The 13490-nt window shown below is 64.8% G+C and carries 11 protein-coding genes and 2 pseudogenes; 5 read left to right on the top strand and 8 right to left on the bottom strand.

Annotated features, from left to right (window positions below; translation table 11 throughout):
* Window positions 1-240: 240 nt before the first annotated feature.
* The 5 genes from AC5J09_RS08355 (at window position 241) to AC5J09_RS08335 (ending at window position 6397) form a co-directional block, all read left to right on the top strand.
* A complete protein-coding gene (locus AC5J09_RS08355) occupies window positions 241-1644 on the top strand; it encodes an FAD/NAD(P)-binding protein (protein ID WP_100670120.1) in 1404 nt (467 codons plus the stop codon).
* A 133-nt stretch (window positions 1645-1777) separates the two neighbouring features.
* The gene (locus AC5J09_RS08350; protein ID WP_494297667.1) at window positions 1778-3241 is read left to right on the top strand and encodes an FAD/NAD(P)-binding protein; all 1464 of its coding nucleotides are present in this window, start codon (window positions 1778-1780) and stop codon (window positions 3239-3241) included.
* Between the two features lie 177 nt (window positions 3242-3418).
* Window positions 3419-4786 (top strand): NfeD family protein, encoded by a 1368-nt coding sequence (locus AC5J09_RS08345; protein ID WP_275599244.1) that lies wholly within the window; start codon window positions 3419-3421, stop codon window positions 4784-4786.
* A gap of 76 nt (window positions 4787-4862) precedes the next feature.
* Window positions 4863-5633 carry a slipin family protein gene (locus tag AC5J09_RS08340; RefSeq protein ID WP_018098351.1) on the top strand — a complete coding sequence of 257 codons (771 nt, stop codon included), beginning with the start codon at window positions 4863-4865 and terminating at the stop codon, window positions 5631-5633.
* 278 nt (window positions 5634-5911) lie between these two features.
* Window positions 5912-6397 carry an NUDIX hydrolase gene (locus AC5J09_RS08335; RefSeq protein ID WP_100670123.1) on the top strand — a complete coding sequence of 162 codons (486 nt, stop codon included), beginning with the start codon at window positions 5912-5914 and terminating at the stop codon, window positions 6395-6397.
* Between the two features lie 24 nt (window positions 6398-6421).
* Here the strand turns inward: AC5J09_RS08335 and AC5J09_RS08330 are convergent, their stop codons facing one another.
* From AC5J09_RS08330 to AC5J09_RS08295, 8 genes and pseudogenes are all read right to left on the bottom strand, one after another.
* Window positions 6422-7552 carry a siroheme synthase family protein gene (locus AC5J09_RS08330; RefSeq protein ID WP_494297390.1) on the bottom strand — a complete coding sequence of 377 codons (1131 nt, stop codon included), beginning with the start codon at window positions 7550-7552 and terminating at the stop codon, window positions 6422-6424.
* Window positions 7524-8735, bottom strand: a complete 1212-nt coding sequence (locus tag AC5J09_RS08325; protein ID WP_494297389.1) for a nitrate reductase — start codon at window positions 8733-8735, stop codon at window positions 7524-7526. Before AC5J09_RS08325 ends, AC5J09_RS08330 begins: the two co-directional genes overlap by 29 nt.
* Window positions 8736-8820: 85 nt before the next feature.
* A pseudogene (locus AC5J09_RS08320) lies at window positions 8821-9150 on the bottom strand (molybdopterin-dependent oxidoreductase); the annotation flags it as partial.
* A gap of 77 nt (window positions 9151-9227) precedes the next feature.
* Window positions 9228-10193: pseudogene (locus AC5J09_RS08315) on the bottom strand (molybdopterin-dependent oxidoreductase); the annotation flags it as partial.
* Between the two features lie 2 nt (window positions 10194-10195).
* Window positions 10196-10534, bottom strand: a complete 339-nt coding sequence (gene nirD / locus AC5J09_RS08310) for a nitrite reductase small subunit NirD (protein ID WP_100670125.1) — start codon at window positions 10532-10534, stop codon at window positions 10196-10198.
* Between the two features lie 2 nt (window positions 10535-10536).
* Window positions 10537-11460: a ferredoxin-like domain-containing protein gene (locus AC5J09_RS08305; RefSeq protein WP_494297388.1), complete on the bottom strand. Its 924-nt coding sequence runs from the start codon at window positions 11458-11460 to the stop codon at window positions 10537-10539.
* 53 nt (window positions 11461-11513) lie between these two features.
* A complete protein-coding gene (locus AC5J09_RS08300; RefSeq protein WP_494297387.1) occupies window positions 11514-11744 on the bottom strand; it encodes a (2Fe-2S)-binding protein in 231 nt (76 codons plus the stop codon).
* Window positions 11741-13009 carry an NAD(P)/FAD-dependent oxidoreductase gene (locus tag AC5J09_RS08295; RefSeq protein WP_494297386.1) on the bottom strand — a complete coding sequence of 423 codons (1269 nt, stop codon included), beginning with the start codon at window positions 13007-13009 and terminating at the stop codon, window positions 11741-11743. Before AC5J09_RS08295 ends, AC5J09_RS08300 begins: the two co-directional genes overlap by 4 nt.
* Window positions 13010-13490: the final 481 nt, after the last annotated feature.

Raw genomic sequence — 13490 nt, 5'->3', positions numbered from 1 at the left:
ACTGGAAGTGCTGCAGCGGTCATTGCGCGCGTTAGGCGGTATTCGACCGGAGTATTATTTCGCTTGAAGCGGGAGGGAGGCGGCGCAAGGCGTTCTTGGCTGGCGCGTCGTTCCGGAAAATCCCGACGGGCGAGCGGTATACGAGCCCGTGAAATTCACCAGAGCTTTTGTGTGTCTCGAAGTCCTGCTTAAGAGTTGCCCCGACCACGGAGCGACAGCCAGCTCGCGAAAGGAGCTCACATGACCGTTCGTGGATTGTTTGCCGGCAGGTCAGCGGCGGCCGCCTCGTCCTCGCAGCCGGAAATTGCGATCGTCGGCCGTGGATTTTCCGGCATCATGATGGCGATCGCGCTGATGAAGTCGATGCGGGGAACTTTTCACCTCACCATGTACGACCCGCATCCATCGATCAGCGGCGGCCAGGCCTTTTCCGCGGCGCAGCGCTGCGAGATCCTCAACAGCCGGGTGCGCGACCTGTCGGTCGCGGCCGGCCAGCCCGACGATTTCAACGACTGGCTTTGCGCCAATGATGAGTTCCGAACAGCCGTTCCGGCGGCCATTCCCGGCTTTCGGCAGATTTTCGTGCCGAAAGGCATCTTCAGCGACTACGTGCATCAACGCTTTTCCGAGGCGCTTGCCCGACGTTCCGACATCACGGTGAGGTTTTCCCACCAGCAGGTCACAGGCTTGCGCAAACTCGCAAGCGGTCGCTTCAGTCTTGTGCGTGACGGCGGACATGACGCATGCGACATCGTCATTCTTGCAACGGGCTTCGGCGTGCATCCGCGCGACCTCGAGGTTTCTGACGAGGAGCGACCGCTTGTGCGGACGCGCCGCCTCGTCGACCCGCGCCACGCGGTCCTGCTCGGCAGCGGCATTCGCGTGGTCGACCAGCTTTTCCAGATGCGCGATAACGGTTATGCGGGAGAAATCACGCTCGTTTCGCGCCACGGCTTCCTGCCACAGGCGCATACGCAGCTCGCAGCAGCCCCGAGTTTCCCGGTCGATCCGATGCCGCAAGGGCTGCGCCGGATCGTCCGGTTCGTGCGTCAGGCCTGCGCCGAAGCCGAAGCGAAGGGGCAAAGCTGGCAGTCGGCCATGAACGGCCTGCGCCGGCGGGCGCGCTCGCTCTGGCAATCGCTCTCGGCGCAGGAAAAGCGGCAGTTCAACCGCCACCTGCGGGCCATCTACGACAGCCACAGAAACCGCCTCCCGGCGGCTGTCCACGCGCGGCTGCAGCAGGAACTTGCCGAGGGGCGGACCGTGCTTCGCCGCGGACGGGCAGGGCGGCGCCTGCCGGAAGGCATCATGGTGCGCTGGGCGGGTCGGCATGCCGAGGAACTGCTCAGGGCAGATCAGGTGATCGAATGCCGCTGTTCCGCCCCGGAGCTTGATACGCCCTTGCTCCGGAGTCTTTTTGCGGGTGGGCTTGCCGAACCCGATGAACTCGAGCTCGGCGTCGCGGTCAGTCCGACGGGAGAAGTCTTGAGCCCGTCTGGACGCACGCCGAACCTCTTCGCGATCGGTCCGCTCGGATTGGGAAGCCTGCCCGACATCGACCTGGTGCCTGAGATCGTCACCCAGACCTATGCGGCAGCACGGCTTATCGCGACAGGCAAGCGACTGGCGCTGAAGGCCGGATAGACACGACCGCGGCGGCCGGAATGGCGGCCGACGAATGCCGGTGATCCGGCCCGTTGCAGGCAGTAGCGGTCAGGCAAATGCAAACGGTAGACTCAACGACGACAGGGTCGTCGCTGCGCAGCAGGTCTTCGATATGACGGATGCCGTCGGCCATTACCTCACGCGCCCCACCGTCGCAATCATCGGCGGCGGCTTCACCGGTGCCGTGGTCGCGACGCACCTGGCGCGGTCTCGCGCCATGGATGGCTGGCAGATTTCCGTCTTCGAGCCGCGGGAGCGGCTGGGATGCGGCCTTGCCTATGATACCGCTGAGCCCGCGCATCGCGTCAATGTCCCGGCCGCACGCATGAGCATCGATCCGGGCGATCCCGACCATTTCATGCGCTGGCTCGAGCTTCGGGGCGAACCGCGCGACGATCCCGAGGCGCTTGCCTGCGACGGCCATCTCTATCCGGCCCGGCAGCTCTTCGGCCGCTATGTCGCCGAAACGATCGCGCCGTTCCTGGAACACGGGCGCATCGCACACCATCGGGAGAGAGTGATCGCCGTCGAGCGTCAGGGAGCGGCCTGGGCGGTTCGCGGCGACGGCGGGACCCTAAGCCGCGCCGACGTGCTGGTGGTGGCGACGACGCACCCGGCTCCGGAGGCTCCCGCAGGCGTAGGCGCCATCCTCACGGGGCACCCCCGCTACGTGCCCGATTCGACCGAGCCCGGCGCGCTCGACAGAATCCGGACCGGTGACCGCGTGCTGATCATCGGTACCGGGCTGACTTCGGCCGACGTGATCGCCACCCTGCGCAGAGGCGGGCATAAGGGGCCGATCACCGCCTTTTCCCGGCGCGGTCTGCGTTCTCGTGGACATTCCGACCGGGCGCAGGACCCCTATGGCGACTTCATCTCACGGCCTTGGAGATCGGCCGCGGAGTTGCTCTCCCAGGTACGCCGGACGATCCGCGACGCGGAAGCGGAAGGCTTTACATGGCATGCGGTCCTCGATGCCCTCAGAGCACAAGGCGGTGAGATCTGGCGCAATCTGCCGATGAGCGAGCGGCGGCGGCTTGTCCGTCACGTGCGGCCTTTCTGGGACGTGCACCGTTTTCGTGTAGCTCCGCAAATCGATGCGGTCGTGAGCGCGGGGCTGAGGGACGGCGATATACGCGTCCTCGCCGGTTCGGTCGCTCATATGGCGCGCGTCGGCGAGAATGTCGCGGTCACTTTCCGGAGGCGGCGGGCTGGTGGAACGGAAGAAGGGGAATTCGATGCCGTCGTGATCACCACCGGCCCGGCGCACCGGTCGATCCTGCAAAGCCAATCCTGGCTGGATTCGCTCGGAGCCGCAGGTTATCTGCGCCCCGATACCGTTGGGCTGGGCCTCGCCTGCAGCGAAACGAGCAGGGCGCTCGACAGCGAAAACAGGGAGGTGGACGACCTCTTCGTCGCCGGTCCTCTCGCCCGCGGCACCTTTGGCGAACTTATGGGCCTGCCGCAGGTCAACGACCACGCCATTTTCGTGGCGGCGCAGATATCTGCGCTGGCGCAGGCGCGCCGAGTGCACCGGCGCGCGCGTCCGCGCTCGGCCGCGGCACCGGCCCGCTGACCGAGCGGCGACGACGATGCAACTTCTGCGGCAGCATGCCTGCGGCATCGCTTACGCTTTCCGCGATTCTGCACTATATTAGGATGTGTTGATTTCGACGAAAGGTGGAGCGGGCGAGGTGGTTTGCAGCTATCCGCCTGCGCCCGCAGACGAGAAGCCGTGAGGTATCGACGGCGAATGGCCCGCATCCTCATCCTGTTGTTCAGTCTCCTGTCGGCCTTCGCATTTCCTGTCACGCCGGTGCCCGGAGCCGAGCGCACGGCAATCGTCCTGCACGTCAACGGAGCCATCAGTCCCGCCGCGGCAGAATATGTGACGCGCGGTCTTCAACAGGCCAGGGATCGCGGTGCCGCGCTGGTGGTCCTGCAGATGGACACGCCCGGCGGACTGGATACGTCGATGCGCGACATCATACGCGCCATCCTCGATTCGCCCGTGCCGGTCGCGAGTTTCGTCGCGCCCAGCGGAGCGCGGGCAGCAAGCGCCGGCACCTATATCCTTTATGCGAGCCATATTGCGGCCATGGCCCCGGGGACGAATCTGGGCGCGGCGACGCCGATCGCCATCGGCGGAGGACTGTTTGGCAATGACGAGCAGGAAGGCGAGGAAAAGACGGGCAAGCCGGACGAGCCGGAACCTCGCAAACCGGCCAATGCCGGCGAAGCGAAACTCATCAACGATGCGGTCGCCTATATCCGCGGCCTGGCGGAATTGCGCAACCGCAACGTCGATTGGGCGGAGCGCGCCGTGCGCGAGGCTGCGAGCCTTTCCTCCGCCGCAGCCGCGCGCGAGCAGGTCATCGACTTCACCGCCGTCAGCGTCGACGACCTTTTGAAGCAGGCCCACGGCCGCCCCGTCCGCATCGGCCAATCCGACGTTCGGCTCGATACGTCCGGGCTCGCCATAGAGGATCTTCCGCCGGATTGGCGGACGCGGCTGCTGTCGGTGATCACCAACCCGAACGTCGCCCTCCTCCTGATGATGGTCGGAATCTACGGGCTCATCTTCGAGTTTCTCGCGCCCGGCACAGTGGTGCCGGGTACAATCGGCGGCATCAGCCTCCTGCTCGGTCTCTACGCACTTGCGGTGCTGCCGGTGAGCTATGCCGGCGTGGGCCTTATCCTCCTTGGGGCGGGACTGCTGGTGGCGGAGGCGCATGCGCCGTCATTCGGCGTGCTCGGCCTCGGCGGCACCGTGGCCCTGGTGCTGGGCGCTGCTATTCTCTTCGACACGGACATGCCCGGACTGCAGGTGTCCTGGCCTGCACTGAGCGGTATTGCGATAGCCAGTCTGGCGTTCAGCCTGCTGGTCGCGCGTCTCGCCCTTGTTTCGCGCCGGCACAGGGTCGCCACCGGCGCGGAAGAGATGATCGGCATTTCCGGCAAGGTCGACAGTTGGGCGGGAGCGGACGGCTACGTGATCGCCCACGGCGAGCGGTGGAGAGCCGTCAGCAGCGAACCGCTTGGACCGGGCGAGGACGTCATGGTCGTCGGCCGGGAGGGCCTCACGCTCAAGGTGGCGCGCAAACCGGCTGGGGCGGGATGATGAAAAGCATGCGCGGTTTTCCGCCCGCGTCCCGCACCAACTCCCCAATCGACCACGGGGGAAAAGGAGACCGTTCATGACCTGGCTTGGAAATCTTGCGCCCTTTGCCGCCGCGCTCCTGTTCCTGCTGATCGTCATCGCCTTTGCGATCAGGATTCTCCGGGAATATGAACGCGGCGTGATCTTCACGCTCGGCCGTTTCACCGGCGTCAAGGGACCGGGGCTGATCCTGCTCCTCCCCTATGTGCAGCAGATGGTGCGCGTCGATCTCAGGACCCGTGTTCTCGACGTGCCCAGCCAGGACGTGATCTCGCGCGACAATGTTTCGGTGCGGGTCAGCGCTGTGATCTATTTCCGCGTCATCGACGCAGAGAAATCGACGATCCAGGTCGAGGATTTCATGGCCGCGACGAGCCAGCTCGCCCAGACGACGCTGAGATCCGTGCTCGGCAAACACGATCTGGACGAGATGCTGGCGGAGCGCGACCGTCTGAACGAGGACATTCAGAAGATCCTCGACGTGCAGACGGACGCATGGGGCATCAAGGTCGCTACCGTCGAGATCAAGCATGTCGACATCAATGAATCGATGATCCGGGCGATCGCCCGCCAGGCCGAGGCCGAACGCGAAAGGCGCGCCAAGGTGATCAATGCCGAGGGCGAGCAGCAGGCCGCTGCGAAACTGCTGGAGGCGGCAGAAATTCTCGCCCGGAAACCCCAGGCCATGCAGCTGCGCTATCTCAGCACCTTGAATGTCATCGCCGGCGAAAAGAACTCGACGATAATCTTCCCGTTCCCGATGGAGATCGCCGACATGCTGGCGACGAAGAAGGAGGGTTCCTCCTGAGGCCGGTTGAGATCAGAGCCGCCGCCGCTTGTTTGATTTCATCGTTCCTGTGCTCGTCACAGGAATCCAGCCAGACCAAGTCCTTGGGCTGAAAGAACTCTTTCCGCGCCGCAGACGCGGCGCTGCTCTCATCCCTGTGACAAGCTCAGAGGATGAGGCGAGGAGAGATTGCAGGTCGCTGTAGCACTTTGAGCTGCTGCATGCTTTTGTCCATTGACCGGCTACAATCAATGGACACATGGATTGGCGCTCGGTGCCGCTTCAGACAGAGGTCGAAAATGCCGAAGAGAAGTGCGGGCGTTCTGCTTTATCGGTACGAGGCGAGCGACCTCCTGGTTCTGCTCGTCCATCCGGGCGGGCCATTCTGGATGAACCGGGATCTCGGCGCCTGGTCGATCCCGAAGGGTGAGTATGATGCCGATGAAGAGCCGGAAGCCGCTGCGCGCCGGGAGTTCCTCGAGGAGACCGGCATCTCGATAACGGGCCCCTTGGAGTTTCTCGGCGAGGAGCGCCAAAAGGGCGGCAAGCTCGTCACCGCCTATGCGCATGAGAGCGAATTCGACGTCGCCAGCCTGCGCAGCAACGTGTTCGAGACAGAGTGGCCGCCACGGAGCGGCAGGATGCAGGTCTTCCCGGAGGTCGACCGCGCCGGATGGTTCACGCTCGAAGAGGCGCGCGGCAAGATAAATGTTTCCCAACGCCCGTTCATCGATCGGCTGGAGGCTTCGCGGAACGCCAGCCGCTCCGCGGGTTCCGCCTCCTGAGCGGTTGCGTACGCCCGATCTGCATCAATGGGCAGCGCGCAGGTCCGGCTGCGAGACTTCCCTCCTGCGGAAGGCCACCTGGATTACGTCGGAACGGCAAGGTGCCGCCTCGACACCCGGCACGATCTCGACAGGAATTCCAAGGCTCTCAAGCGCTGCGATCTCCTCGACGGCACCGGCAAGCGCCATCGGGTTCCCGGACCGAAGGCGCACCACGCGTTTCCCTTCCCCGACGAGGGCCGCGATGTCTCTGCTATCCGTGGCGCTCGGCGCGACGGGGACGCGCCTTGCCTCCCGGCGCGCCAGTTCCAGGACGTCGTCAGGGATCCATTCGTCAAAGAGGATCACGTCAGCGGCTTGCAGGGCGCGAACTGCCTTCAAGGTGAGGAGTTCCGCGTCGCCGGGGCCGGCGCCGACGATGGTGACGCGGCCGATGGCGGAGGGGCGCGTGACCAGACGATCCACCTCCGCCATCAGCCGCGTCTCTACACCCTCCTCCGGTGTATCCAGAAAGACCCTGTCGACGAAGCGCTCCCAGAAGGCGCGGCGCGCGGCACCGGGTTTCAGGCGCGCGTTCACGCGGTCGCGGATCGCCTGCGCCACCGTTGCCCACTGTTTAAGTGCGGGCGGCAGCAGGGCCTCGATCCGCCGGCGGATCGCCTGTGCCAGGATCGGTGCCGCGCCATCCGTCGAGATCGCAACGACCACGGGCGAGCGGTTCACGATCGATCCGAACTGAAACGCGCAGAAAGCCGGCTTGTCGATGACGTTGACGGGCACGCCGGCGCTCCGACCGGCTCGAAAGAATGCTTCTGCGTCGGCCTCGTCGTCGCAATCGGCAATGGCGATTGCGACATCGCGAAATACACCCACATGCCACGCCTGGTCGTGGTGAACGAGCAAACCGTGTTCATGCGCGGGCCCACGGGCGAGGAGTTCGAGGAAGAGATCGCTCAGCGACGTCCGCGGCGCGTAGACATGAACTTCCGCGCCGCAGGCCGCCAGCAGTTCGGCCTTCCAGGCGGCCGCATCGCTGCCGCCGGCGACAACGGCCCGTTTGCCGTTCAGGGGCCAGAAGAGCGGCAGCGTCGCGAGTGCGGTCACGCGCTGAGGCTTTTGGGCCGGATCACTCAGCAGCGAGGGTGAGGCAGCCATTTATGATCCCCCTGATCTCGGCGCGGCAGGAGCCGCAATTGGTGCCGGCGCTGAGCCTCTCGCCCACCGCTTCGACGCTATGGCAACCGTCGCGGACGGCCGCAGTGATCTGGTTGACTCCGACGCTGAAGCACGAGCAGACGGTCGCGCCCGGATCGGGCGTATCGGCGCCCGGGCGGCCGGCGGTGACCGCAAAGCGCTTGGCGAGGTTGTGGTGCGAAGCGCCGAGCTGCGATACCGCCCAGCTGCGCGCCACGGCGACCGGCCGCGGAGAAAGGAACAGGCTGGCGAGCAGCCGGTCCCCTTCGAAAAAGGCCAGGCGAAGCTCGCCGGAGGTGCGGTCCGTATAGCCGATCGGTTCGATCTCTGCGGCGATCGCAAAAGTCTTCCGGCACCAGTCGAGCCAGTCGACATTCGTTTCGGCGAAGGCGAGTTCCACCCGCCACCCGCGCTCGGCTCTCGCGAGCGCCCAATAGGCGGCGTCGAGTTCCCTTGGTTTACGCGCCGAAACCGCGAAGCCATAGGCGGCAGCCGCAAAGCGGCTCGCGCGGACCGGCATGTTCTTCGACGCCGGCTGGCCGGAGACCGGGTCGGTTACCGGCGCAACCAGCGCATCGATCCGCGCCCTGGAGGCGAACTGGTCGTTCCAATGCATGGGCACGAAGAGATTGCCCTCCGCCTGCCGGTCGGTGACCAGCGCCCGGACGATCGCCGCGCCGTGCGGACTTTCCAGGGTGACGAGGTCGGCGTCGCTGATGCCGAGCGCCTGTGCGTCACGCGGATGAATCTCGACGAAGGGCTCGGCGAGATGACCCGACAGCCTGGCGCTCTTGCCCGTGCGCGTCATGGTATGCCAGTGGTCGCGCACCCGGCCGGTGTTGAGCGTGAAGGGGAAGGCATCGTCGGCGCTTCTTGGCCGTGGCACCTCGACGGCGACGAAGCGCGCGCGGCCATCCGGATGATAGAATTCACCCTCGGCAAAGAACCGCCTCTCGTGCGGCGCGCTGCCCTTGGGCTGCGGCCACTGAAACGGCCTCAGCCCTTCATAGGCAGGGCCGTCGATCTCCGCGTGGGCGCTGATGTCGAAGTCGCGGCGTCCGTCGTTTTCGAAGCCCGAAAGCGAGGCATGCTCGGCGAAGATCTCGGCTGGTGAAACATGGGCGAAGGCCGCGGCGAAGCCCATGCGCCTGGCGACTGCGGCGATGATGCCACCAGTCGGGCCGCGCTTCGCCGGGCAGCTGCGCAGGAAGGCGCGCTGGCGCGAGATGCGGCGCTCGGAATTGGTGACCGTGCCGTCCTTCTCGCCCCAGCCGAGCGACGGGCAGGAGCACCTGGGCGTGCCGGGTGGTGTCGGTGTCTCTCATGATGTCGGACACGACCACGAAGGGACAGGCTTTGATCGCCGCTTCGACGGCATCGGCGTCGGGCATCGAGACGACCGGGTTGGTCGCCATGATCCACAGCGCCTTGATGCGCCCGTCGGCGACGGCGCGGAACATATCGACCGCCTTGAGGCCGGGCCCGTTCGCGACCGCCGGCGCGCCCCAGAAGCGCGCGTACCGGTCGATGCCCGGTCGGAGTGATTTTTCGATGTCCATATGGGCGGCGAGCATGTTCGCGAGTCCCCCGACCTCGCGCCCGCCCATCGCATTGGGCTGGCCCGGTGACGCGAGAAGGGCCCCATGCCCGGCCGGCCGATGCGGCCGGTCGCAAGATGGCAGTTGATGATGGCGTTGACCTTGTCGGTCCCGGTAGCGGACTGGTTGACGCCCTGGCTATAGCAGGTCACGACCTTTTCGGTCGTCTCGAAAAGACGGAAGAATGCGCGAAGCTGCGTCGGCGTCAGCCCGGTCGCCTTGGAAAGTGACGGGGGATCGAGCCTCGATGCGGCCGCGACGGCCTCGTCGAAGCCGCCTGTGTAGTTCGAAACGTAGTTCCGGTCGACCGCACCGCTTGCGGCGAGATGGGCAAGCAGCCCGCTGAAGAGGGCGACGTCTCCGTCGGATGCGATCCCCAGATGCAGGTCGGCGATGTCCGCCGTCATCGTGCGGCGGGGATCGATGACGACGATCTTCATCTCCGGGCGGTTCGCCTTGGCTGCGGAGAGGCGTTGATAGAGCACCGGGTGGCACCAGGCGAGATTGGAGCCCGTCAGCACCACGAGATCGGCGAGTTCCAGGTCCTCGTAAACGCCCGGCACGGTGTCGGAACCGAAGGCCCGGCGGTGGCCCGCGACGGAGGAGGACATGCAGAGCCGGGAGTTGGTATCGATATTCGCCGAGCCGATGAAACCCTTCATCAACTTGTTGGCGATGTAATAGTCCTCCGTCAGCAATTGTCCCGAGACGTAGAAGGCAACCGAATCGGGACCGTGATTGGCGATACTGTGCGAAAAGCGTTCGGCAACGAGATCGAGCGCCTCGCTCCAGCCTGCGCGACGGCCGCCGATTTCCGGGTGAAGGAGGCGGCCGTCGAGATCGAGGGTCTCGGCGAGTGCCGACCCTTTCGAACAGAGCCTGCCGAAATTGGCCGGATGTTCCGGATCGCCCTTGACGCTCACTGCACCGTCATCATCCACGCGGGCAATGACACCGCAGCCGACACCGCAATAGGGACAGGTGGTCTTGACCTCTTGCGCCATGCTTATTCCGCCGCTGCCAGCGAGAGGCTCTCAAGAGCGACGAACAGCGCGCCATTGTCGTTGCGGATGGGGATCGTGCGCACCTCGCCCTCGTCGGCGCCGAGCGCTTTGCCGGTCTCGAGCGAGATCACCCAGTTGTGCAGCGGGCAGGTGACGGCCGTGCCGTGCACGATGCCCTGGGAAAGAGGGCCCCCTTTATGCGGGCAATGGTCCTCGATCGCAAAGACCTCGTTCTCGGCGGTCCGGAAGACGGCGATCTTGCCGTTGGGCGTCCTGACGCAGCGGGCCCCCCGCAGCGGGATGTCGTTGATGTCGCCGATTGCAATCCAGTTCATCTTCATCGTCACTCCGCTGCCTGATTGAAGCCGACCGTCGCCATCGGCCGGAACTCGTGCTTGTCCTTGCCGGAGACGCGCTCCGACCAGGGATCGACCTGGGCGAATTTCTGGCTGAAGACGAAGCGGTCGAAATAGGCCCTGCGCTTTTCCGCATCCTCGATGATCTGCCGGCGGATCTCGTCCAGTCCGATGCGCTTTGCCCATTTGTAGATGCGCTCGAGATAGCGGGCCTGCTCGCGATACATCTGCGTCAGCGCGACGATATGTTCGAGCGCCTCGTCCTCGGTCCTGACCAGACCCAAAACCTCGGTGCCCTTGATGTCGAGGCCGGCCGCCCCTGCGAAATGGATCTCGAAGCCGGAGTCGACGCAGATGACCCCGACGTCCTTGCAGGTCGCCTCCGCGCAGTTGCGCGGGCAGCCGGAGACGGCCATCTTCAGCTTGGCCGGCGTCCAGGAGCCCCACATGAATTTCTCGATGCGGATACCGAGGCCGGTCGAATCCTGTGTGCCGAAGCGGCACCAATCGGAGCCGACGCAGGTCTTCACCGTTCTGAGCCCCTTGGCGTAGGCCTGACCCGAAACGAAGCCCGCCTGACCGAGATCGGCCCAGACGGCGGGCAGATCCTCCTTCTCGATGCCGAGCAGATCGATGCGCTGACCGCCTGTCACCTTCACCAGCGGCACGTTGAACTTGTCGACGACATCGGCGATGGCGCGAAGTTCCTTCGCATTGGTGACGCCGCCCCACATGCGGGGTACGACGGAATAGGTGCCGTCCTTCTGGATGTTGGCGTGGACACGCTCGTTGATGAAGCGCGACTGGTAATCGTCGGCATATTCGTCCGGCCAATCGCAGACGAGATAGTAGTTGAGCGCCGGGCGGCACTTTGCGCAGCCGCAGGAGGTCTTCCATTCCAGCTCCTGCATGACGGCGGGAATGGATCTTCAGCTTCTTCGCCTTGATCAGGCGCCGCACGTCGTCATGGCCGAGCATCCGTGCAGGTGCACATCGGCTGCACCGCAGCCGGATTGTAGGTGTCGCCGAGCGTCAGCGACATGATCTGCTCGACCAGGCCGGTGCAGGAGCCGCACGAGGCGGAAGCCTTGGTATGGGCGCGCACGTCGTCGAGCGAGGTCAGGCCCTTGGAGACGATCGCTGCCGACGATCTTGCCCTTGCACACGCCGTTGCAGCCGCAGATTTCCGCATCATCCGGCAAGGCTGCAACGGCCGCCGTAGGGTCCAGCGGAAGATCCCCCCTGATAGGCCTGGCCGAAGATCAGGGTGTCGCGCATTTCGGAGATGTCCGTGCCGCGCTTCAAAAGATCGTTGAACCAGGCGCCGTCGGCGGTGTCGCCGTAGAGCACGGTACCGATGATGCGGTTGTCTTTCAGTACGAGCCGCTTGTAGATGCCCGCGGTGCGCGTCGCGCAGTACGATCTCCTCGCGGTCCGTCGCCATCGGCGAAGTCGCCGACCGAATAGAGGTTGATGCCCGTCACCTTCAATTTCGTCGGCGTGTCGGAATGCGCGAAGCGCGGCGCGGCGGTCGCCGGCGAGGTGGGAGGCGGCGACGCGCGCCATTTCGTAGAGCGGCGCGACGAGGCCGTAGACCATGCCGCCGACTTCGGCGCATTCGCCGAGCGCCAGGATGTCCGCGATCGGACGTCTGCATTCCGGTCGTCGACGACGATGCCGCGATTGACGGCCAGACCGGCCTCCTTGGCAAGACGCGGCATTCGGCCGGATGCCGACAGCCATCACCACCAGCGTCGCCGGAATGATCCGGCCATCGTCGAGCTCGATGCCCTGGACCTTCTCCTCGCCGAGGATGCGTTTTGTGTTCGCCTTGGTGACGACCTTGATGCCGCGTTCTTCGACGGCCTTCTGCAGGAGGTAGCCTGCGGCCGGATCGAGCTGGCGTTCCATCAGTGTCGGCATGACATGCAGAACGGTGACGTCCATGCCGCGCGCCTGAAGACCAGCTGCCGCCTCCAGCCCGAGCAGGCCGCCACCGATGACGACGGCCTTTTCGCGCGATTGCGCCGCGAGCAGCATCGCCTGCACATCGTCGAGGTCGCGATAGGTGATGACGCCGCGCAGTTCCTTGCCTGGCACAGGGATGATGAAGGGCACCGAACCGGTGGCGATCACCAGCTTGTCATAGCTTTCCGTAACGCCGTGGTCGGAAGTGACGGTCTTGGCGTCGCGATCGATCGCAACGATTTTGTGGCCCTTGTAGAGGGTAATGCCGTGCTTGATGTACCATCCGTCGCCATGGATGATGATTTCTTCATACTCCTTCTCGCCGGATAGCACCGGCGAAAGCATGATGCGGTCGTAATTGACGCGCGGCTCGGCGTTGAAGATCGTCACGGCATAACGCCCGGGCGCCTTTTCGAAGAGCTCTTCCAGCATCCGGCCCGGAGCCATGCCGTTGCCGACGATGACGAGTTTTTCGAGTGCAGTTTCAGTCATGTGGTCACTCCGCAGCTTTTACGAAGCGGCCGCTCATAGAAGAATTCGAGCAGTGCTTCGCGGCAGTTCAGGTCGGTTCGATTTGGCCGGCCGAAAACCGGCATAAAAAAACGCCGCTCGGAAATTTGCGCTCCGGGACCGGGAGGAAACCCTTACGGAGGCAAAGACCTTGCGACGTCGGTGTCTTCGGCAGGCGTATGTGGCGCCTGGCTCGCTTCAATCGCCGTTGACCGAAGCAGGTGTAGGAATGCAAGTGCCGTGCCAGATATCCGCCTTCCGGCCATCTCCTTGAAAAATCTGCAAAAGGCGGACAACGCCCTTTGTCTTCGAAGTAAGCCCGTTGATTTAAAAATAAGCCGTTTGCGTGCAGTGATGAAATTTTGTGCGGCTCGCCTTGATCAGCCGATTGTGCACGGGTCTCGCCGCGCCCGTTCTTGCCTAACGCCGTCATCCTTCGGCTTGACCTTGGTCAAGGATGACG

The sequence above is a fragment of the Sinorhizobium sp. genome, assembly GCF_059070375.1.
The sequence above is the reverse complement of the archived record's forward strand: the minus strand, read 5'-3'. Positions and strand labels throughout refer to the sequence as shown.